This is a genomic window from Kitasatospora aureofaciens (genome assembly GCF_019192735.1).
Lineage (GTDB): Bacteria > Actinomycetota > Actinomycetes > Streptomycetales > Streptomycetaceae > Kitasatospora > Kitasatospora aureofaciens_A.
Map to the genome: position 1 here is coordinate 1 of NZ_JAHTKP010000035.1, position 22041 is coordinate 22041.

The 22041-nt window shown below is 70.0% G+C and carries 14 protein-coding genes; all 14 read left to right on the forward strand.

Translation table 11 applies throughout. The features are described 5' to 3' along the window. Window positions 1–2729: SpoIIE family protein phosphatase (locus KV557_RS27390; protein ID WP_308130098.1), on the forward strand; the 2729-nt coding region annotated here is incomplete at its 5' end. 264 nt (window positions 2730–2993) lie between these two features. Next, entirely contained in the window at window positions 2994–5609 is a 2616-nt protein-coding gene (locus tag KV557_RS27395) for a SpoIIE family protein phosphatase (protein ID WP_256178021.1), read from the forward strand. Between the two features lie 103 nt (window positions 5610–5712). Next, window positions 5713–7512, forward strand: coding sequence for an ABC transporter family substrate-binding protein (locus KV557_RS27400; RefSeq protein WP_218204180.1), 1800 nt, complete (start codon window positions 5713–5715; stop codon window positions 7510–7512). Window positions 7513–7804: 292 nt separating this feature from the next. Next, the gene (gene typA / locus KV557_RS27405) at window positions 7805–9709 is read left to right on the forward strand and encodes a translational GTPase TypA (RefSeq protein ID WP_218204181.1); all 1905 of its coding nucleotides are present in this window, start codon (window positions 7805–7807) and stop codon (window positions 9707–9709) included. 431 nt (window positions 9710–10140) lie between these two features. Continuing rightward, complete coding sequence (locus KV557_RS27410; protein WP_218204182.1) at window positions 10141–11769, forward strand: peptide ABC transporter substrate-binding protein; 1629 nt, start codon at window positions 10141–10143, stop codon at window positions 11767–11769. Window positions 11770–11858: 89 nt separating this feature from the next. Next, window positions 11859–12803, forward strand: a complete 945-nt coding sequence (locus KV557_RS27415) for an ABC transporter permease (RefSeq protein WP_218204183.1) — start codon at window positions 11859–11861, stop codon at window positions 12801–12803. After that, the gene (locus KV557_RS27420) at window positions 12796–13740 is read left to right on the forward strand and encodes an ABC transporter permease (protein ID WP_218204184.1); all 945 of its coding nucleotides are present in this window, start codon (window positions 12796–12798) and stop codon (window positions 13738–13740) included. The genes KV557_RS27415 and KV557_RS27420 overlap by 8 nt, the downstream gene beginning before the upstream one ends. Before the next feature lie 19 nt (window positions 13741–13759). Beyond that, window positions 13760–14809, forward strand: coding sequence for an ABC transporter ATP-binding protein (locus tag KV557_RS27425; RefSeq protein ID WP_218204185.1), 1050 nt, complete (start codon window positions 13760–13762; stop codon window positions 14807–14809). Then, window positions 14802–15818, forward strand: coding sequence for an ABC transporter ATP-binding protein (locus KV557_RS27430; protein ID WP_218204186.1), 1017 nt, complete (start codon window positions 14802–14804; stop codon window positions 15816–15818). The genes KV557_RS27425 and KV557_RS27430 overlap by 8 nt, the downstream gene beginning before the upstream one ends. Window positions 15819–15997: 179 nt before the next feature. After that, window positions 15998–17617 (forward strand): peptide ABC transporter substrate-binding protein, encoded by a 1620-nt coding sequence (locus KV557_RS27435; protein WP_218204187.1) that lies wholly within the window; start codon window positions 15998–16000, stop codon window positions 17615–17617. Window positions 17618–17719: 102 nt separating this feature from the next. Then, window positions 17720–18646 (forward strand): ABC transporter permease, encoded by a 927-nt coding sequence (locus KV557_RS27440; RefSeq protein WP_218204188.1) that lies wholly within the window; start codon window positions 17720–17722, stop codon window positions 18644–18646. A gap of 76 nt (window positions 18647–18722) precedes the next feature. Further along, window positions 18723–19637: an ABC transporter permease gene (locus KV557_RS27445; protein WP_256178028.1), complete on the forward strand. Its 915-nt coding sequence runs from the start codon at window positions 18723–18725 to the stop codon at window positions 19635–19637. Between the two features lie 16 nt (window positions 19638–19653). Further along, entirely contained in the window at window positions 19654–20706 is a 1053-nt protein-coding gene (locus KV557_RS27450) for an ABC transporter ATP-binding protein (RefSeq protein ID WP_218204190.1), read from the forward strand. Beyond that, a complete protein-coding gene (locus KV557_RS27455; RefSeq protein WP_256178022.1) occupies window positions 20696–21859 on the forward strand; it encodes an ABC transporter ATP-binding protein in 1164 nt (387 codons plus the stop codon). The genes KV557_RS27450 and KV557_RS27455 overlap by 11 nt, the downstream gene beginning before the upstream one ends. The last annotated feature ends 182 nt before the right edge of the window (window positions 21860–22041 follow it).

The following is a 22041-nucleotide window of genomic DNA, read 5'->3' on the forward strand; positions in this document are numbered from 1 at the left end:
CCCCGCAGCCGCCGGCCGGCCGCCGCCGGGGCGGGCTCACCGGCACCGCCGGCCCCACCGGCACCCTCGGCCGCACCACCCCCGGTCACACCCCCACCGCGTCCACCGCCCCCGCCGGCACTCCCGACCCCGGTGCCTCGCGGCCCGCCCAGCCGGCGCCGACCCTGGCCGTGCCCGACCCGGGCGCCCAGCCCGGCCTGCGCAGCCGCCCCGCCCGGCCGTTCCCCGGCGGGCTCTCCGAACCGGCGCGCGGCGTCGGCGCCCCGGCCGAGGGCAGCCTGCTCGACATGCTCAAGGTCGCCATCGCGATCCTGGACACCGCCGGCCGGGTGGTGCTCTGGAGCCCCGCCGCCGAGGAACTGCTCGGCTGGCCCAACGAGCTGCTGGTCGGCCGCCGGATCGAGGAGCTGATCCCGGATCAGGAGCAGGTCGCCCGGATCCGCGCCGCGATCCAGGACACCCTCCGGCACGGCCGCTGGGCCGGGTGCGCCGAACTGCGCGACCGGAACGGCACCCCGGTCGCCGTCGACGCCCGGATCTCCCTGCTGGTGGACGGTGACGGTACCCCGTTCCTCCAGGTCAGCATGGCCGAGGCGGCGGCCGTCCGGGCCGTCGAGCGGGACCTCGCCGTCCGCGACGCGCTGTTCGAGCAGTCCCCGCTGGGCATCGCCGTCCTCGACACCGACCTGCGCTACACCGCCGTCAACCAGACCCTCGCCGGGATGAACGGCGTCACCCCGGAGGACCACGTCGGCCGCACCACCGGCGAGACCCTGCCCGAGCGGGCCGCCGACGAGATCACCGCCATCCAGCGCCAGGTGCTGGCCACCGGCGAGCCCGTCATCGACGTCACCCTCGCCTCCCCGGTCACCGCCCGCTCCGGCTACCGCTCGATCTCCTACAGCCGGATGACCGACCGCTCCGGCCGGGTGCTCGGCATCTCCGGCACCGTGATGGACGTGACCGAGCGCTACCGGGCCGTCGCCAAGGTCGAGCACGCCCGGCGCCGGCTCTCCCTGCTCAACGAGTTCGGCTCCCGGGTCGGCGACCTGCTCGACGCCGCCCGGATCGCCCAGGAGCTCGCCAGCGCCGTCGTCCCCCGGCTCACCGACCACTCCGCGGTGATCCTGCTCCAGGCCGTCGCCCATGGCGACGACCTGCCCCGGCACGGCCACGACCGGCGCACCTCGCTGCTCCAGCTCGGCACCGCCTCCGTCCAGGACGGCCCCGAGGTCGACGTGATGCTCCGCCGCGGCGCCCGGATCACCTTCGCCGAGGACTCCGCCTGCGGCCGGGTGCTGCGCACCGGCGTCCCCGAACTGCTCTCCGGCGCCGACCAGCTCAGCGACGTCACCTACCCCGGCGACCCGAAGATGCAGGCCGCCCACGACCTCGGCGTGCACTCCATGCTGGTCGTCCCGCTGCGCGCCCGCGGCATCGTGATCGGCCTGCTGCTGGTCAGCCGGGCCGGTTACCGCGAGGGCTTCGACCGTGACGACCTGGCCTTCACCGTCGAACTCGCCGACCGGGCCGGCAGCTCGCTGGACAACGCCCGCCTCTACGCCCGCGAGCGCACCGCCGCGCTCACCCTCCAGCGCACCCTGCTCCCGCAGCAGGTCCCGCAGCCCACCGGCGTCGAGGTCGCCTACCGGTACGTGCCCGGCAGCAGCGGCACCGAGGTCGGCGGCGACTGGTTCGACGTCATCCCGCTGCCCGGCGACCGCACCGCGCTGGTCGTCGGCGACGTGATGGGCCACGGCCTGCGGGCCGCCGCCACCATGGGCCGGCTGCGCACCGCCGTCCGGGTGCTGGCCGCCCTCGACCTGCCGCCGGAGGTGCTGCTGCGGCACGTCCACGAACTCGCCGACGACCTCGCCCAGGGGCCGGACGAGGCGCTGCTCGCCACCTGCGTCTACGCCGTGTTCGACCCGGGGACGGCCAAGTTGACGGTCGCCAAGGCCGGGCATATCCCGCCGGTGCTGGTGCTGCCGGGCCAGGAGACCGAGGAGCCGACCCGCACCGGCAGCCCGCTGCCCGGCGGCGCCGGCCGGATCCTCGACCTGCCCTCCGGCGCCCCGCTCGGCGTCGGCGGCGTCCCGTTCGAGGCGGTCGAACTGAAGATCCCCGAGGGCAGCCTGCTCGCGCTCTGCACCGACGGCCTGGTCGAGTCCCGGGACAAGGACCTGGACGTCGGCCTCGGCCGGCTGATCACCGTCCTCCAGGAGCCGCACGCGTCCATCCAGGCCGCCTGCGAGGCCGTGCTCGACACCATGGAGCAGGGCCGCGAGCCGGACGACGTCGCGCTGCTGCTGGCCCGGCTCGGGCACGGCCAGGCCGGCACCCCGACGGCCGGCTGGACGCTGCCCGCCGAGCCCACGGCCGTCTCCCGGGCCCGGCGGCTGGTCCGCTCCGCGCTCGCCGAGTGGAGCGTCGAGGAGCTGACCGACATCGCGGAGCTGCTGGTCAGCGAGCTGGTCACGAACGCCGTCCGGTACGCCAGCGCCCCGATCGGGGTCCGGCTGACGCTCGGTGAGACGCTGCTGGTCGAGATCTCCGACCCGCTGCCCGACCCGCCCCGCGAGCGGCACGCGGCCGCGGCCGACGAGGGCGGGCGGGGCCTGGAACTGGTCCGCCGGCTCGCGCTGCGCTGGGGCGCCCGGGCCGAGGGCATCGGAAAGGTCGTCTGGTTCGAGCAGGCGCTGTCGGGTAATGAGCCCGACGGGCCGTGAGCCGGGGGCGTGAACCGGACATGACCGGCCGGTACGACGAGCAGGACGCGAGTAGAACGGGGCTGCATATGCCACCTGGTGGCCGGGGGGAGCGCGCACTCCGGAAGGGGGCGCGGGCGTGGCATTGTGGTTGCGCGGGCGGTAGGACAAAAACCTTCGCCCGATCTGATGTTGTGATGTTGAGGGCGTGTGAACGTACCCCTCGATGATGAATACTCGGTCTTCTCGACATCCGGACGGTCGCGGGTTGGAGGGGTCGGTCCGTTGAACAGCACCCCGGCGCGGAACGCGCCGATCAGCAGCGGTCATGCCGCTGTGCCCGGGCAGGCCGGCTCACCGCACCTGCCCACCCCGGAGGCCCGCCCGGCCGCCGGAGCCGCAGGCCGGGGCCGCGCCGCCCGACCCGGCGCCGACACCCACCCGTGGGGCGCCGGCGACCCGGGCTCGATCTACGACTACATCCGGGTCGCCACCTTCGCGATCGGCCCCGACGGGCGGATCAGCCAGTGGAGCGAGCGCGCCGCCGAGTTCTTCGGCATCCCCGCCGCCGAGGCGGTCGGCGCCGACCCGATCACCACCTTCGTCCCCCGCGAACTCTGGCAGCGCGGCCGCGCCCGGCTGGACCGCACCCTGGGCGGCGAGGAGTGGGTCGGCACCACCCCCTACCGGGACGCCTCCGGCGGCGAGGGCCTCGCTGAGCTGTACCTGATGCCCGACAGCTCGCTGCCCACCGCCGGCGCCACCTGCCTCGCCGTCGACCTCGGCCGGCTGCGCCGCATCGAGACCGACCTCGCCGCCTCCGAGGCCGTCTTCGGCCAGACCCCGACCGGCTTCATCCTGTTCGACGACCGGGTCCGCCTCCAGCGCGTCAACGACGCCTTCGCCTCCGGCATGGGCCTGGCGCCCGCCGACCTCGAAGGCCTCACGCCGCACGACCTCTTCCCGCCGTCCGAGGCCGACCGGCTCACCGCCGCGCTGCGCAAGGTCCTCGCCACCGGGGAGCCGGTCTTCGACCTGCGCTTCCACGGCGTCGTCCCCACCCGCGAGGGCAACCGGCTCTGGGCGGTCTCGCTCTACCGCCTCAACGGCACCGCCGGGCAGCCGATCGGCGTCGCCGGGCAGGTCTCCGACGTCACCAGCCGGCACGTCGCCGAGCGCGAGGCCGACGGCGTCCGCCGCAACCTCGCCCTGCTCAACGAGGCCAGCGCGCACATCGGCTCCACCCTCGACCTGGAGACCACCGCCAAGGAACTGCTTGACGTCGTCGTCCCGCCGTTCTGCGACCTCGCCACCGTCGACCTCTACACCGCGCTGCTCTCCGGCGAGACCGTCCCCAGCGCCGGCCGGCTCGGCGACACCGTACTCACCGACGGCAGCGGCGAACTGCGCCGGGTCGCCGTCTCCAGCGTCGTCGGCGGCGCCTCCTCGGTGCTCGGCTCGGTCACCGGCCTGCCCATCGCCGAAGCCGGCGGCACCCTCTGTTACCCGCGCCGCTCCCCGCACGCCCGGGCCCTGCGCACCGGGCGCAGCGTCGTCCCCGAGCCCGGGCCCGACCCGCTGCTGCGCTCCACCCTGATCGTCCCGCTGGTCGCGCGCGACCAGGTGCTCGGGCTCGTCCAGCTCTCCCGTGCGATCGGCAGCGAGCCCTTCGACGCGCGCGACGTCGCGATCGCCGAGGAGCTCGTCGCCCGCGCCGCCGTCTGCATCGACAACGCCCGGCTCTACCGCCGCGAGCACGAACGTGCCCTGATCCTCCAGCGCAGCCTGCTGCCCCCGGGCAACCCGGCCGCCAGCGGCCTGGAGATCGCCTGCCGCTACCTGCCCAGCAACAACAACACCGAGGTCGGCGGCGACTGGTTCGACGTCATCCCGCTGCCCGGCAACCGCACCGCGCTGGTCATCGGCGACGTCATGGGCCGCGGCCTGCGCGCCGCCGTCGCCATGGGCCAGCTGCGCACCGCCGTCCGCACCCTCGCCATGCTCGACCTCGACCCCGCCGAGGTGCTCGGCGCCCTCGACGAGATCGCCCGCGGCCTCGGCGACGACTCCGTGCCCGCCGGACCGCCCACCCCGTACGGCCGGCTCACCTCCACCGCCGACGAGGAGGCCCGCGAGGTCTACCTCGCCACCTGCGTCTACGCCGTCTTCGACGCCGTCACGCAGCGTTGCGTGTTCGCCAACGCGGGCCACCTGCCGCCCGTCCTGCTCGGCCCCGGCGAGCCCGCCCGGATGCTCGACGTGCCGCCCGGCCTGCCGCTCGGCGTCGGCGGCGAGCCCTTCGAGGAGGTCGAGCTGACCCTCCCCGACGGCGCCGTCCTCGGCCTCTACACCGACGGCCTGGTGGAGAGCCGCAAGCACCAGCTGGACGAGGGCCTGCGCGCCTTCCGCACTGCCCTCTCCGCCGAGGGCAAGGGCCTGGAGGACCTCTGCGACCACGTCCTCGGCGAGCTCAACCCGCACCACGGCGAGGACGACATCGCCCTGCTGATGGCCAAGGTGCACGCCTTCCCCGAGGACGCCGTCGGCAACTGGTTCCTGCCGCCCGAGCCCACCTCCGTCGCCAAGGCCCGAGAACTCGCCTGCAGTTGGCTGCTCGCCCGCGGCCTGGAGGAACTGGTGGACACCACCGAGCTGCTGGTCAGCGAGCTGGTCACCAACGCGCTCAAGCACGGGCGGGGCGAGATCCGGCTGCGGCTGCTGCGCGAGCGCAGCATCGTCTGCGAGGTCTGGGACGACGGCTACGCCCAGCCCCGGCAGCGGCGCGCCCAGGAGACCGACGAGGGCGGGCGCGGCCTGCAGCTCGTCAGCCTGCTGGCCGAGCGCTGGGGCAGCCGGCGGACGCCCAAGGGCAAGATCGTCTGGTTCGAGCTGGCGCTGTAGGGGGCTCTGGGACTCGTCGGGTATCGGCTGTCCGGGTGCAGTCGCCGGGCGGCCCGCCGTGTCGGCGCCGGTGCGCCCGCCCGGTCGGCGTTCGATGGCCGCCATGCGCGTCCGCCAGCTCACCGCCGCAGCCGCCGCGCTGCTGCTCGCCGCCACCCTGGGTGGCTGCTCCGACGGGCCGGCCCCGGCCCAGCCCCCCGCCCCCGAGCCCGTCCCGGCCCCGGCCGACCCCACCCCCGCCACGGGGGACGTCCGGCCCGCCGACCGCACCGCCGTCCAGGACGGCGGCACCCTCCGTTGGGCGGTGGACCGCGTCCCCGCCACGCTCAACGTCTACCAGCCCGCCGCGACCGCCGACTCGGCGCTGCTCGCGCACGCCCTCTACCCCTCGCTGTTCCGGCCCGACGAGCACGGCCGGCTCGTCCCCGACCCGGACTACCTGGCCGGCGCCGAATCCACCCCGCCCGGGCAGCAGCCCCAGGTCGTCACCTACCGGCTCAACCCGCACGCCGTCTGGAGCGACCGGACCCCGCTCTCGGCCGCCGACCTCATCGCCCAGCGGGCCGCCCTCTCCGGCCTCGACCCGGCCTACGGGAGCGACCACCCGGCCGGGTACGACGCCATCGACGCGATCGACCAGGGCGCCGACGCGGGCGAGGTCCGGGTCACCTTCCGGCGGCCGTACGCCGAGTGGCCGTCGCTGTTCGGGCCGCTCTACCCGGCCGCCGAGACCTCGTCCCCGGCTGCCTTCAATCGGGCGCTCGCCGGCGGGGCGCACCTGAGCGCCGGGCCGTTCACGGTGTCCCGGTACGACGCCGAGGGCGGACGGGTGACCGTCGAGCGCAACCCGCTCTGGTGGGGCGACCTGCCGAAGGCCGACCGGATCGACTTCCTCGCCGTGCCGCCCGAGCAGCGGCTCGACGCGCTCGACCAGGACCGGCTCGACATCGCCCCGCTCACGGCGGTGGTGGACCGGGCGGTGCCGGCCCCTGCTACGGCCAGTCCCTCAGCGGCTGCGGTACCACCCGCCGCGGCGCCCGAGGAGGCGGCGCTCGCCCTGCGGCGGGCCGAGTCACTGCCCGGCGTCACCGTGCACCGGGCCGCCGCGCCCTCGCTCACCCAGCTCACGTTGAACGCCGTCCGCGCCCCGCTCACCGACCCCGCCCTGCGACTCGCCCTCGGCCGCGCCGTCGACCGGCGGCGGATCGCCGACGCGGCCCTCACCCCGCTGGGCATCGCCGCCGCTCCGCTCGGCAGCCACCTCCTCGCGGGTGACCAGGAGGGCTACCGCGACAACAGCGCGGCCGGCGGCCCCGTCGATGCGGCGCGGCTGCTGGACGAGGCCGGGTGGAAGCGGCCCGAGGGCGGTGGCACCCGGGTCAAGGACGGGAAGCAGCTTGCCCTCACCCTGCTGATCCCGGCCGGCTCCGCGACCGCCAAGCGCACGGCGGACGCGCTCACGGCCAACCTCGCGGACAGCGGCATCGCGGTGAGGACGGTGACCGCACCCGCCGATACCTTCGTCAAGGACCACCTCGCCACCGGGGACTACGACCTCGCTCTCTTCTCCTGGCCCGCCGGCACCAGCCCGGCGAGCCAGCAGCGCCCGGTCTACGCCAAGCCCCGGCCCGACCTCGACGGCACCCTCGACCCGGGGACCAACTACGCCCGTAGTGGCACGGAGGAGATCGACCGTCTCTTCGACCGCGCCACCGCCGAACTCGACCCGGCCGCCCGCCTCGACCTGCTCCAGGAGGCCGACGTCCGGATCTGGCAGCTGGGCCACTCGGTGCCGCTGTACCAGCGGCCCGAGCTGGTCGGCGTAGGGACAGATGTAGTGGGCGCGGGCGTGTGGGGCTTCGGCTGGCCGCGCTTCCAGGACGTGGGGTGGGCCCAGGACTGAGGGGCCGTCGGCGCCCGTGGGATCGGCGCCGATCACGAACGGGAGAGTGCCGGAGCCCGGCCACCGCGTGAGGACGGCGTGACCCAGCTGTGATCTTGGTCCCGCCCGACCTGCTCGTTTCTGCTCACCTGGGCGGTTCCACGTACGATAGGAGGAAGCCGCGGCATGTCCATTGCCCGGCGGGTGGACCGGTAGTAGCAGGCGGAACGGGTGGCGGCGGCCGAAAGGTGCCGCAAGTACGCGTCTCGCGGCCGGGCGCCGTAACCCACGATTCCGGGAGAATCCGCTAGGCATGCCCACGCGCAACGACATCCGTAACGTCGCCATCGTCGCCCACGTCGACCACGGCAAGACCACCCTGGTCGACGCCATGCTGAAGCAGGCCGGCGCCTTCGCCGCCCACCAGCAGCTCGACGACCGCATGATGGACTCGAACGACCTGGAGCGCGAGAAGGGCATCACCATTCTCGCGAAGAACACGGCGGTCAAGTACCACCCCAAGGACGGCGGCGCGCCGATCACCATCAACATCATCGACACCCCGGGCCACGCCGACTTCGGTGGCGAGGTCGAGCGCGGTCTGTCGATGGTGGACGCGGTCGTGCTCCTCGTGGACGCATCCGAGGGCCCGCTGCCGCAGACCCGCTTCGTGCTCCGCAAGGCGCTCACCGCCCGCCTGCCCGTCATCCTCTGCATCAACAAGACGGACCGCCCGGACTCCCGGATCGACGAGGTCATCAACGAGACCTACGACCTGTTCCTGGACCTGGACGCGGACGAGGACCAGATCGAGTTCCCGATCGTCTACGCCTGCGCCCGTGACGGCGTCGCCTCGCTGACCAAGCCGGAGAACGGCACCGTCCCGGCCGACAGCACCAGCCTGGAGCCGTTCTTCTCCACCCTGCTGGAGCACGTCCCGGCCCCGACGTACGAGGAGGACGCGCCGCTCCAGGCCCACGTCACCAACCTCGACGCCGACAACTTCCTCGGCCGTATCGCGCTGCTCCGCGTCGAGCAGGGCGAGCTGCGCAAGGGCCAGACCGTGGCCTGGATCAAGCGCGACGGCACCATCTCGAACGTCCGCATCTCCGAGCTGCTGATGACCGAGGCGCTCACCCGCAAGCCGGCCGAGGTGGCGGGCCCCGGTGACATCTGCGCCGTCGCCGGCATCTCGGAGATCATGATCGGCGAGACCCTGGCCGACCCCGAGAACCCGATCGCGCTGCCGCTGATCACGGTGGACGAGCCGGCCATCTCGATGACCATCGGCACCAACACCTCGCCGCTGGTCGGCCGTGGCGGCAGCGGCAAGGGCGCGGACGCCAAGTCCGGCGCCAAGGTGGACCGCAAGGTCACCGCCCGCCAGGTGAAGGACCGCCTGGACCGCGAGCTGATCGGTAACGTCTCGCTGCGCGTGCTGGACACCGAGCGCCCGGACGCCTGGGAGGTGCAGGGCCGCGGTGAGCTGGCGCTGGCCATCCTGATCGAGACCATGCGCCGCGAGGGCTTCGAGCTGACCGTCGGCAAGCCGCAGGTGGTCACCAAGGAGGTCAACGGCAAGACCCACGAGCCGGTCGAGCGCCTCACCGTGGACGTGCCGGAGGAGCACATGGGCGCGGTCACGCAGCTCATGGGTGTCCGCAAGGGCCGGATGGACAACATGTCCAACCACGGCTCGGGCTGGGTTCGGATGGAGTTCGTCGTGCCGTCCCGCGGCCTGATCGGCTTCCGGACCGAGTTCCTCACCAGCACCCGCGGCACCGGCATCGCGCACTCGATCCACGAGGGCCACGAGCCGTGGTTCGGCACGCTGACCACCCGCAACAACGGTTCGCTGGTCGCCGACCGGGCCGGTGTGGTCACCGCCTTCGCGATGACCAACCTGCAGGAGCGCGGCGTGCTCTTCTGCGAGCCGGGCACCGAGGTGTACGAGGGCATGATCGTCGGCGAGAACTCGCGCGCCGACGACATGGACGTGAACATCACCAAGGAGAAGAAGCTCACCAACATGCGTTCCTCGAACGCAGACGTGGCCGAGTCGATCGTCCCGCCGCGCAAGCTCTCGCTGGAGCAGTCGCTGGAGTTCTGCCGCGAGGACGAGTGCATCGAGGTGACTCCGGAGACGGTTCGCATCCGTAAGGTCGTCCTCGACCAGAAGGACCGCGGCCGCACCGCCTCGCGCGCCAAGAAGGCGTGATCCGGTCGGCTTGATCGGCCTTTGGCCGGAAATCTTCGCCCCCCTTTCCAATGGAGAGGGGGGCGAACTTTTTCAACTACCCCAAGTTGTCGACGCGCGTATAAACGGAATAGCGCTTATCACGGTCGGGTGTCCGCTGAGCGGACGTGACAGTCCGTCATTCATGACGACTGTCCGTTTGGTACCTGTCTGGCTATGTCTCATATGTCCGGTTTTCGAAACTTACCGACCGTTCATGTGACCTAATTGAGATCGGCATTGGTCACTTTCGTGTCCGTGCGTGACGGATAGTGGAGCCAGTCAGGCTCGGGTCAAGGGTTAACGCGCAGGGGTGCGCGCCGAAACCACGAGCGCGGACGGCACAGCGGATCCGGTATCAACCGCCCGCGGTGTTCTCCTCGTTGGAAAGTCGATTTCAGGAGGCATCCCCCATGCGCGGTGCAACCCAGACCAAGTGGCTTGTCGCGGCAACCGCGATCGCCCTTGCGGCGACCGCTTGCAGCACCAGCTCGAAGAGCAGCGACGACAAGGCCGCGTCCGGTGGCGGCAGCATCGCTGTTCAGCTCGGTGAGCCGCAGAAGGGTCTGATCCCGCAGGACACCGCCGAGTCCGAGGGCAACCAGGTTCTCTACGCGGTGTTCGCCGGCCTGGTCGACTACGACCGCAAGACCAACGCCCCGCGCCTGCAGGTCGCCGAGTCGATCGACACCCAGGACTCCAAGCTCTGGACGATCAAGCTCAAGGACGGCTACACCTTCCACAACGGTGAGAAGGTCACCGCGCAGTCCTTCGTCGACGCCTGGAACTGGGGCGCCAACCAGGACAACGCCGCCGAGGGCATGCCGTTCTTCAACAAGATCGAGGGCTCCGACGAGCTGGCCCCGGGCAAGGACAAGAAGCCCACCGCCAAGGAGCTCAAGGGTCTGAAGGTCGTCGACGACAAGACCTTCACCGTCTCCCTCACGGCGCCGTTCTCGCAGTTCAAGACCATGCTGGGCTACAGCGCGTTCTACCCGCTGCCCAAGGCCTTCTTCAACGACCCCAAGGCCTTCGGCGAGAACCCGATCGGCGACGGCCCGTTCCAGATGGACGGCGCCTGGGAGCACAACAAGCAGATCAAGATCAAGCGGTACGACAACTACGGCGGCACCAAGGCCAAGCTGCAGAACGTCACCTTCAAGATCTACGACAACCTGGACACCGCGTACAACGACCTGCGCGCGGACAACATCCAGGCCACCAACAAGCTTCCGATCTCGGCCATGTCCAGCGTGGCCGGCGAGTTCGGCGACCGCTACATCAACAAGCCGGAGTCGGGCGTCGGTTACATCGGCTTCCCGATCGCCTACAACCCGGCCTACCAGAAGCCGGAGATCCGCAAGGCGATCTCGATGGCGATCGACCGCGACGCGATCACCAAGACCATCTTCGCCGGCACCCGCGTCCCGGCCTCGGACTTCATCAGCCCGCTGATCAACGGCTACCGCAAGGACGCCTGCGGTGACGCGTGCAAGTACGACCCGGCCAAGGCCAAGGACCTGTTCACCCAGGCCGGCGGTCTGCCGAACAACACCCTGGAGCTCGGCTACAACGCCGACGGCGGCCACAAGGAGTGGATCGAGGCCGTCGGCAACCAGCTGAAGAAGAACCTGGGCATCGAGGTCACCTTCAAGCCGTTCGAGAAGTTCGGCAAGATCCTGGACGCGCTGCAGGCCAAGCAGTACCAGGGCGGCTTCCGCATGGCGTGGCAGATGGACTACCCGTCGATCGAGAACTACCTGCGTCCGATCTTCTCGAAGGTCGCGATCGACAGCGGCTCGAACTACGGCGGTTACGTCAACGACCAGTTCGAGAGCCTGCTGACCCAGGCGGACTCGGCCAAGACCGAGGACGAGGGCATCAAGCTCTACCAGCAGGCCGACGACGTCCTGATCAAGGACATGCCGTACATCCCGGTGTACACGTACCAGGCCTCCGCCGCGTACACGAAGAAGATCAAGAACTTCGACACCGACGCGCAGTCGCGTTACAACCTGGCCGAAGTTGAGATGGCCGGCTGATCCGGTAGTCAGACGAACGGGGGCGGGCGGGCCGGACCACAGTCCGAGTCCTCCCGCCTCCCTTCCTTGTCCGAAAGTATGGAGGTCTGATGGGCCGCTATGTGATCCGCCGGTTGATACAGGCGATCCCTGTTCTCATCGGTGCGACGTTCCTGATCTACGCCATTGTCTTCTTCCTGCCCGGTGACCCGGTTCAGGCGCTGGCGGGCGAGAAGCGTGCCGACCCGATCGTGGCGGAGATGATCCGTCAGAAGTACCACCTGAACGACCCGTTCATCGTTCAGTACTGGGACTACATCTCGGGTGTCTTCCGCGGCGACCTGGGTTCGAGCCTGCAGGGTCGCTCGGTGAGCGAGATGCTCGGCGAGGCGTTCCCCTACACCGTCAACCTCGCCTTGGTGGCCTTCGTCATCGAGGCGGTCGTCGGTGTGGCGGCGGGTGTCATGGCGGCCCTGCGCAAGGGCAAGTTCCTCGACCAGCTGATCCTCATCAGCACCCTGCTGGTCATCTCGATCCCGGTCTTCGTCACCGGCTTCATCCTCCAGCTGGTGCTCGGCGTCCAGCTGAAGAACGACTACGGCATCGACTTCTTCTCGGTCTCGTTCAACGAGGACGACGGCATTCGCGCCTACCTGCTGCCGGCCTTCGTGCTGGCCTCGCTGTCGCTGGCGTACGTCGCCCGCCTGACCCGCACCAGCCTGATGGAGACCATGCGGGCGGACTACGTCCGTACCGCGGTCGCCAAGGGCCTGAAGCGCCGTCGGGTGATCGTCCGTCACGCTCTGCGCAACGCGCTGATCCCGATCGTCACCTTCCTCGGCGCCGACCTCGGTGGCCTGATGGGCGGTGCGGTGATCACCGAGAAGATCTTCAACATGCACGGTATCGGTGGTCTCATCGCCCAGGCCGTGTACCAGAAGCAGGGCACGATCATCGTCGGCGTCGTCACGCTGCTGGTGCTGATCTACCTCGTGACCACCCTGCTCGTGGACATGCTGTACGCCGTGCTCGACCCGAGGATTCGCTATGAGTGACACCATCACCAAGGACGCCTCGGCGCCGGCCGGGGACAACAGCCCGAAGGCCACGCCGGCGAAGAAGGAGAAGCCGGAGCGCGTCGCCAGCCTCTGGTCGGACGCGGTCCGCGACCTGCGCCGCAACCCGCTGTTCATCATCGGCGGCGTGCTGGTGCTCGCCCTGATCGTGATCTCGATCGTGCCGGGGTGGTTCACCGACGGCAGCCCGTTCGCCAACGGCGCGTGCGACCTGTCGCACTCGCTGGAGCGGCCGAGCGCCGAGCACTGGTTCGGCTACGACGTCCAGGGCTGCGACATCTACACCCGTACGGTGTGGGGTGCGCGCAACTCGATCATCGTCGGCATCCTGACCACCACCACGGTCACCGTGGTCGGCGCCCTCCTCGGCCTCTGGGCCGGCTGGAAGGGCGGGGTCATCGATTCGATCCTGTCGCGCATCACCGAGATCTTCTTCTCGATCCCGACCCTGCTCGGCGGCATGCTGATCATGTCGATGCTGCCGTTCGCCGGTAACGCCTACAGCGTCTCGCTGGTGATGGCCGTGCTCGGCTGGCCGCAGATCTTCCGCATCATGCGTGCGTCGGTGCTCTCCAACAAGAACAACGACTACGTGATGGCCGCCCGTGCCCTCGGTGCCGGCGCCGGCCGGATCACCTTCCGGCACATCCTGCCGAACGCCATCGCGCCGGTCATCGTCGTCGCCGCGATCAGCCTGGGTGTCTTCATCGGCGCCGAGGCCGCCCTGTCCTACCTGGGGATCGGCGTCCAGCCGCCGCAGATCTCCTGGGGTCTGATGATCAGCGACGCCCAGGTCCGCTTCCTGGCGGCCCCGCACGTACTGCTCTTCCCCGCCGCGGTGCTGAGCGTCACCGTGCTGGCCTTCATCATGCTCGGCGACGCGGTCCGCGACGCCCTCGACCCGAAGCTCCGCTGAGAGAAGAGGTGACGACCCGATGACCACCGTGATCGAGAAGAACCAGAAGAGCGGCCGGCTCGAAGTTGGCACCCCGCTGCTGGAGGTCAAGGACCTCCACGTGGAGTTCCACACCCGGGACGGCGTCGCGAAGGCCGTGAACGGCGTCAACTACTCCGTGGCCGCCGGTGAGACCCTGGCGGTGCTCGGCGAGTCCGGCTCCGGCAAGTCGGTGACCGCCCAGACCATCATGGGCATCCTCGACATGCCGCCCGGCAAGATCAGCCAGGGCCAGATCCTCTTCCGTGGCAAGGACATGCTCGCCATGAAGGAGGAGGAGCGCCGGCAGATCCGCGGCCAGAAGATCGCGATGATCTTCCAGGACGCGCTCTCCTCGCTGAACCCCGTCATGACCGTCGGCGCCCAGCTCGGCGAGATGTTCCGGGTGCACCGCGGCGCCTCCAAGAAGGAGGCCCGGGAGAAGGCCATCGAGCTGATGGAGCGGGTGCGCATCCCCGCCGCCAGGCAGCGCGTCGGCGACTACCCGCACCAGTTCTCGGGCGGCATGCGCCAGCGCATCATGATCGCGATGGCGCTCTCCATGGAGCCCGACCTGATCATCGCCGACGAGCCCACCACCGCCCTGGACGTGACCGTCCAGGCCCAGGTGATGGACCTGCTCGCGGAACTGCAGGCCGAGTACAACATGGGCCTGATCCTGATCACCCACGACCTCGGCGTGGTCGCCGACGTCGCGGACAAGATCGCCGTCATGTACGCCGGCCGGATCGTCGAGACGGCCCCGGTGCGCGACCTGTACGCCAACCCGGCGCACCCGTACACCAAGGGCCTGCTCCGTTCCATCCCGCGCCTGGACCAGAAGGGCCAGGAGCTGTACGCGATCAAGGGTCTGCCCCCGAACCTGCTGAAGGTCCCGGCCGGCTGCGCGTTCAACCCCCGCTGTGACGTCGCCACCGACCTGTGCCGCACGGAGATCCCGGCGCTGCACCAGGTGACCGACAAGGACGGCAAGGAGCTCACCGGCCGCCGCAGCGCGTGCCACCTCTGGAAGGAGACCCTCCATGGCTGAGCCCATCCTGGAGGTCAAGGACCTGGTCAAGCACTACCCGCTGACCCAGGGCATCCTCTTCAAGAAGCAGGTCGGCGCGGTCAAGGCGGTCGACGGCATCTCCTTCGACCTGATGAAGGGCGAAACGCTCGGCATCGTCGGCGAGTCCGGCTGTGGCAAGTCCACGCTGGCCAAGGTGCTGATGAACCTGGAGCGGGCCACCTCCGGCCAGGTGCTGTTCAAGGGCGAGGACATCTCCAAGCTGACCGGCCAGGCCCTCAAGGCCGTGCGCCGGAACATCCAGATGGTGTTCCAGGACCCGTACACCTCGCTGAACCCGCGCATGACGGTCGGCGACATCATCGGCGAGCCGTTCGAGATCCACCCCGAGGTGGCTCCGAAGGGCGACCGCCGCAAGGCCGTCCAGGACCTGCTGGACGTCGTCGGCCTGAACCCGGAGTACATCAACCGGTACCCGCACCAGTTCTCCGGCGGCCAGCGCCAGCGCATTGGCATCGCCCGCGGTCTCGCGCTCAAGCCCGAGATCATCATCTGCGACGAGCCGGTCTCCGCCCTGGACGTGTCCGTCCAGGCGCAGGTGATCAACCTGCTGGACCAGCTGCAGGGCGAGTTCGGGCTCTCCTACATGTTCATCGCGCACGACCTCTCCATCGTCCGGCACATCTCCGACCGCGTCGGCGTGATGTACCTCGGCAAGATGGTCGAGATCGGCAGCGACGAGGAGATCTACGACAACGCCACCCACCCGTACACCCAGGCGCTGCTCTCCGCGGTGCCGGTGCCGGACCCGACGGCGCGGGAGACCCGCGACCGGATCATCCTGACCGGCGACATCCCCTCGCCGGCCAACCCGCCGTCCGGCTGCCGCTTCCGCACCCGCTGCTGGAAGGCGGAGGAGCGCTGCTCCACCGAGGTCCCGCTGCTGGCGGTGCCCGAGCTGCTGAAGGGCCCGGCCGCGCACCAGTCGGCCTGCCACTTCGCCGAGGTCCGGGAGACGGCCGCGGTCTGATCCCGGCACCCTTGACCCACCCGGAAGGACCCGTGGCTTCCCCGCCACGGGTCCTTCCGTCGTTTCGTCAACTTCGCAGGGTGGTCACTGCACCCGTCCGGGGGTACCCGGCTCGCGCCGCCGCCGGGGCGCGCTTCTCATGGGGTGTGATGCGACACACACCATGAGGAGGGACCTCCATGCCCGAAGCCGCCCGTGCTCGTTGGGTCCTCGCCGTTGCGACGTCCGTGGTCCTGGTGGCCACCGGGTGCAGCAGCGGCGGAGGAGGCAGCAGCTCGTCGGATACCAGCAAGACCTTCAGCTACCAGAGCAGTGAGCCGCAGAACCCGCTGCAGCCCGCCAACGCGAACGAGGTCGGCGGCGGTCGCATCCTGCAGAACCTCTTCAGGGGGCTGGTGGACTACGACCCCAGCACCGCCAAGATCCGGATGCAGGTCGCGGACAAGATCGACACCAGCGACTCGCAGACCTTCACCGTGACGCTGAAGGACGGGTGGAAGTTCCACGACGGCACCCCGGTGCACGCCAAGAACTTCGTCGACGCCTGGAACTGGGGCGCGACCACCAGCAACAACCAGATCAACAGCTCCTGGTTCTCGGACATCGAGGGCTACAAGGACGTCCACCCGGCCGGCGGCCAGCCGACCGTCACCACGATGTCCGGCCTGACCGTCACCGACGACCTGCACTTCACCGTCAAGCTGAGCAACAAGGTCTCGTACTTCGAGTACAAGCTCGGCTACATCGCCTTCTCGCCGCTGCCCGACGGCTTCTTCAAGGACCCGGCCGGGTACGGGCAGAAGCCGGTGGGCAACGGGCCATACCAGTTCGTCAGCTGGTCGCACAACCAGGAAGTGGTCACCAAGACCTTCCCGGACTACCAGGGCGTGGACAAGCCGAAGAACGGCGGCGTCGTCTTCAAGATGTACAACACGTCCGAGGCCGCCTACGCCGACCTGCAGTCCAGCAACCTGGACGTGATCGACCAGGTGCCGCCCTCCGCGCTGGCCACCTACAAGAACGACCTCGGTAACCGGGCGATCGACGCCCCGCAGGGTGCCATCCAGAACATCGGCTTCACGCTCTACCAGTCCGACTGGTCCTCGCCCGACAAGGCCAAGGTCCGCCAGGGACTGTCGATGGCGATCGACCGGGACACCATCACCAAGACGGTGCTCCAGGGCTCGCGCAAGGCCGCCAGCGCCTGGGTGGCCGAGGGCGTCGAGGGCTACAAGGAGGGCGCCTGCGGGGACGCCTGCAAGTTCGACCCCGCGAAGGCGAAGGCGCTGATCACCGAGGGCGGCGGCGTCCCCGGCAACAAGCTGACCATCACCTACAACGCGGACGGCGGCCACAAGGAGTGGGTCGACGCGGTCTGCAACTCGATCCGGCAGAGCACCGGCGTCGACTGCACCGGCGACCCGAAGCCCGACTTCAAGACCGCCCGCGCGGCGATCACCGGGCACCAGCTCAACGGCGCCTTCCGCACCGGCTGGGTGCAGGACTACCCGCTGAACGCCAACTTCCTGTCGGACGTCTACCGCACCGGCGCCGCGTCCAACGACTTCGGCTACAGCAACCCGCAGTTCGACCAGCTCGCCAAGCAGGCCGACGAGGCCTCCAGCGTCGCCGACACGGTGACCGGCTACCAGAAGGCCGAGGCGGTGCTGCCGAGCGGCATGCCGACCATCCCGCTCTGGTACTACCGCACCAACTCGGGCTACTCGACCAAGGTGCAGAGCGTGATGTTCGACTCCTTCGGCAACCCGGCCTGGACCCAGATCCAGGTCAAGGGCTGATCTGCGCCCCCGCGCCGGCCCCGCCCTCCCCGCACGGAGGGCGGGCCCCGGCCTCTCGCCCGACCGGCCCCGGCCGGTCGGGCACCTAGGAAGGAGGCTCGGATGGGCAGTTACGTGCTGCGGCGGGTGCTGCAGATGATCCCGGTGTTCTTCGGCACCACGCTGCTGATCTTCCTGATGGTCTACACGCTGCCGGGCGACCCGGTGGCGGCGCTGTTCGGCGAGAAGGCCGCCGACCCCGCCGTGGTGGCCAGCATCAAGCACAAGTACTACCTCGACCAGCCGATCTGGAAGCAGTACCTGCACTACATGGGGAACCTCTTCCAGGGGGACTTCGGGACCAGCTTCACCGGCCGCCCGGTCACCGACATCATGGCGGGCGCCTTCCCCGTCACCATCCGGCTGGCCCTGCTGGCCTTCGTCTTCGAGATGATCCTGGGCCTCGTGCTCGGCCTCGTCTCCGGCCTCAGGCGCGGCAGCGTCCAGGACACCCTGGTGCTGATCCTCACCCTGCTGGTGATCTCGGTCCCGGTCTTCGTCCTGGCCTACATCGCGCAGACGGTGTTCGCCACCAACCTGGGCTGGGTCACGCCGACGGTGCAGAACAGCTACGACCTCTCCCAGCTGATGCTGCCGGCCATCGTGCTCGGCTCGCTCTCGCTCGCGTACGTCGCCCGGCTCACCCGGACCTCCATCGGCGAGAACCTGCGGGCCGACTACATGCGGACGGCGGTCGCCAAGGGGCTGCCCCGGCGGACCATCATCTCCCGCCACCTGCTGCGCAACTCGCTGATCCCGGTGGTCACCTTCCTCGGCACCGACCTGGGCGCGCTGATGGGCGGCGCGATCGTCACCGAGGGGATCTTCAACGTGCAGGGCATCGGCAACGTGCTGTATCGGGCGATCAACCAGAAGGAAGGGCCGACCGTGGTCGGCATCGTGACCGTCCTGGTGATCGTCTACCTGGTCGCCAGCCTCCTCGTCGACCTGCTCTACGCGGTCCTGGACCCGAGGATCCGCTATGCCTGACATCCACGACGAAGACTCGTACGAGCCGCACCCCAAGCCCGGTGTCTCGCACCTCGACTACGCGGGCGAGCAGGGTATGGCGGTCGAACAGGAGACCCTGGTCGAGAGCGACGTGGTCAAGCGGGAGGAGGCCCGCAGCCTCTGGGGCGACGCCTGGCGGGACCTGCGGCGGCGGCCGATCTTCCTGATCTCGGCGGTGCTGATCCTCCTACTGGTCATCATGGCGATCTTCCCGTGGGCGTTCACCGACGCCGACCCGCGCAAGGCCGACCTGGTGCACAACTACCTGAAGCGGCCTGACTGGACGGACTTCTTCGGGGCCGGCTGGTTCGGCTACGACGGGCAGGGCCGGTCGATCTACGCCCGGGTGGTGTACGGCGCCCGGGCCTCGATCACCGTCGGCATCTGCGTCACCGCCGCGGTCACCGTGCTCGGCGGGCTGGCGGGCATGATCGCCGGGTACTTCGGCGGCGGCGTGGACGCGGTGATCTCCCGGATCATCGACATCTTCTTCGGCATCCCGCTGCTGCTCGGCGCGCTGGTACTGCTGAACGCCTTCTCCACCCGCACGGTGTGGAGCGTGGTCGTCGCCCTCGGCTTCCTCGGCTGGACCCAGATCGCCCGCGTCATGCGCGGCGCGGTGCTGACCGTCAAACAGTCCGACTACGTGGTGGCCGGCCGGGCGCTCGGGGCCGGGACCGGGCGGCTGATGTTCCGGCACATCCTGCCGAACGCGATCGCCCCGGTGATCGTGGTCGCCACCATCGCGCTCGGCGGCTACATCGCGACCGAGGCCACGCTGAGCTTCCTCGGCATCGGCCTGCAGGACCCGACCATCTCCTGGGGCATCGACATCTCCTCCGCCCAGAAGGTGATCCGGACGGCGCCGTACGTGCTGTTCTTCCCGGCCGCGGCGCTCTCCGTCACCGTGCTGGCCTTCATCATGCTGGGCGACGCGGTGCGCGACGCCCTCGACCCGAAGCTTCGCTGAGCGAGGGGAACGCATCGTGACTACAGCTGTGGACACCACCAAGCCCGCACGGGAGGCGCCGTACGAGGGGCCGCTGCTCGACGTGCGGGACCTGCACGTCGAGTTCGTCACCCGGGACGGCGTGGCCCGGGCGGTCAACGGGGTCAACTACAGCGTCCGGGCGGGGGAGACGCTGGCGGTGCTGGGCGAGTCCGGCTCGGGCAAGTCGGTGACGGCGCAGGCGATCATGGGCATCCTGGACATGCCGCCGGCCCGCATCCCGCGCGGCGAGATCCGCTTCCGCGGCCAGGACATGCTCAGGATGGGCAGGGAGGAGCGGCGCCGGATCCGCGGCCGGAAGATCGCGATGATCTTCCAGGACGCGCTGTCCTCGCTCAACCCGGTGCTCAGCGTGGGCTTCCAGCTCGGCGAGATGTTCCGGGCCCACCACGGGACGTCCCGCAAGGAGGCCAAGGACAAGGCGATCGAGCTGATGGAGCGGGTGCGCATCCCGGCCGCCAAGCAGCGGGTGAACGACTATCCGCACCAGTTCTCGGGCGGTATGCGCCAGCGGATCATGATCGCGATGGCGCTGGCCCTGGAACCGGACCTGATCATCGCCGACGAGCCCACCACCGCGCTGGACGTGACCGTCCAGGCCCAGGTGATGGACCTGCTGGCGGAGTTGCAGGCCGAGTACCACATGGGGCTGATCCTGATCACCCACGACCTGGGGGTCGTCGCGGACGTCGCGGACAAGATCGCCGTGATGTACGCCGGGCGGATCGTCGAGACGGCCCCGGTGTACGAGCTGTACGCGCGGCCGGCCCACCCGTACACCCGGGGCCTGCTGGACTCGATCCCGCGGCTGGACCAGAAGGGCCAGGAGCTCTACGCGATCAAGGGGCTGCCGCCCAACCTGCTGCGGATTCCCAAGGGTTGTGCCTTCAACCCGCGCTGCCCGCGGGCGCAGGACGTCTGCCGGGTCGAGGTGCCGGAGCTGTTTCCGGTGACCGAGGACGACGGCACCGCGCTGGCAGGGCGGGGCAGTGCCTGCTTCTTCTGGAAGGAGACCCTCCATGACCGCTAACGGGGCCAGCGCACTGGGGGCGGTACCGGAGGAGGTCGCCTTTGCCCAGGAGGTGCCGCGCGGCGAGCCGATCCTCGAAGTCCTGGACCTGGTCAAGCACTTCCCGCTGACCCAGGGCATCGTGTTCAAGAAGCAGGTCGGCGCGGTGAAGGCGGTCGACGGGGTCAGCTTCGACCTGATGAAGGGCGAGACGCTGGGCATCGTCGGTGAGTCGGGGTGCGGGAAGTCCACGCTGGCCAAGGTGCTGATGAACCTGGAGCCGGCCACCGGGGGATCGGTCCGGTACAAGGGCGAGGAGATCTCGCGGCTGTCGGGGGCGGGGCTGAAGGCGGTGCGGCGGAACATCCAGATGGTGTTCCAGGATCCGTACACCTCGCTGAACCCGCGGATGACGGTCGGCGACATCATCGGGGAGCCGTTCGAGATCCACCCGGAGGTCTCGCCGAAGGGGGATCGCCGCAAGGCCGTTCAGGATCTGCTGGACGTGGTCGGGCTCAACCCCGAGTACATCAACCGGTATCCGCACCAGTTCTCCGGCGGGCAGCGTCAACGCATCGGCATCGCACGGGGGTTGGCGCTCAAGCCGGAGGTGATCATCTGTGACGAGCCGGTGTCGGCGCTCGACGTGTCGGTGCAGGCTCAGGTGATCAACCTGCTGGAGCAGTTGCAGGGCGAGTTCAACCTGTCGTACATGTTCATCGCGCACGACCTCTCGATCGTCCGGCACATCTCGGACCGCGTGGGCGTGATGTACCTCGGCAGGATGGTCGAGATCGGCAGCGACGCGGAGATCTACGACCACGCGACGCACCCGTACACGCAGGCGCTGCTGTCGGCGGTGCCGGTGCCGGACCCGACGGCGCGGGAGTCACGGGACCGGATCGTGCTGACCGGGGACGTGCCCTCGCCGGCCAACCCGCCGTCCGGCTGCCGCTTCCGTACCCGCTGCTGGAAGGCGCAGGAGCGGTGCGCGGTGGAGGTCCCGCTGCTTGCGGCCCCCTCCTGGCTGGACGGGCCGGCCCGGCACGAGTCGGCGTGTCACTTCGCGGCGGAGCGCGAGGTCGGACAGAGTGCGGCGGAGCGCGAGGTCGGACAGAGTGCGGCGGAGCGCGAGAACGGGCAGAACGGACAGGGGGGCACCGGGCCCGGATAACAATTCGGTTGACGTCGCAGCAGCGGCGTGAACGCAGGGCGCGTCCTCGAATCGAGGGCGCGCCCTTCGCTGTGCTGCGGAAACGCCCGGAAAAGATCAATTACACCCCGTAAACGCGCGAATACCGGAGATCATTGTCCGGCATCCGTACCCGGAATTGGTAATTCCGGATACGATATGCG

Excerpts from the sequence above, each read along its gene's own strand:
- KV557_RS27400 (WP_218204180.1), top strand. The coding sequence starts at position 5,713 with ATGCGCGTCCGCCAGCTCACCGCCGCAGCCGCCGCGCTGCTGCTCGCC.
- KV557_RS27425 (WP_218204185.1), top strand. The coding sequence starts at position 13,760 with ATGACCACCGTGATCGAGAAGAACCAGAAGAGCGGCCGGCTCGAAGTT.
- KV557_RS27445 (WP_256178028.1), top strand. The coding sequence starts at position 18,723 with ATGGCGGTCGAACAGGAGACCCTGGTCGAGAGCGACGTGGTCAAGCGG.
- KV557_RS27435 (WP_218204187.1), top strand. The coding sequence starts at position 15,998 with ATGCCCGAAGCCGCCCGTGCTCGTTGGGTCCTCGCCGTTGCGACGTCC.
- KV557_RS27440 (WP_218204188.1), top strand. The coding sequence starts at position 17,720 with ATGGGCAGTTACGTGCTGCGGCGGGTGCTGCAGATGATCCCGGTGTTC.
- KV557_RS27410 (WP_218204182.1), top strand. The coding sequence starts at position 10,141 with ATGCGCGGTGCAACCCAGACCAAGTGGCTTGTCGCGGCAACCGCGATC.
- KV557_RS27455 (WP_256178022.1), top strand. The coding sequence starts at position 20,696 with ATGACCGCTAACGGGGCCAGCGCACTGGGGGCGGTACCGGAGGAGGTC.
- typA (WP_218204181.1), top strand. The coding sequence starts at position 7,805 with ATGCCCACGCGCAACGACATCCGTAACGTCGCCATCGTCGCCCACGTC.
- KV557_RS27430 (WP_218204186.1), top strand. The coding sequence starts at position 14,802 with ATGGCTGAGCCCATCCTGGAGGTCAAGGACCTGGTCAAGCACTACCCG.
- KV557_RS27415 (WP_218204183.1), top strand. The coding sequence starts at position 11,859 with ATGGGCCGCTATGTGATCCGCCGGTTGATACAGGCGATCCCTGTTCTC.
- KV557_RS27420 (WP_218204184.1), top strand. The coding sequence starts at position 12,796 with ATGAGTGACACCATCACCAAGGACGCCTCGGCGCCGGCCGGGGACAAC.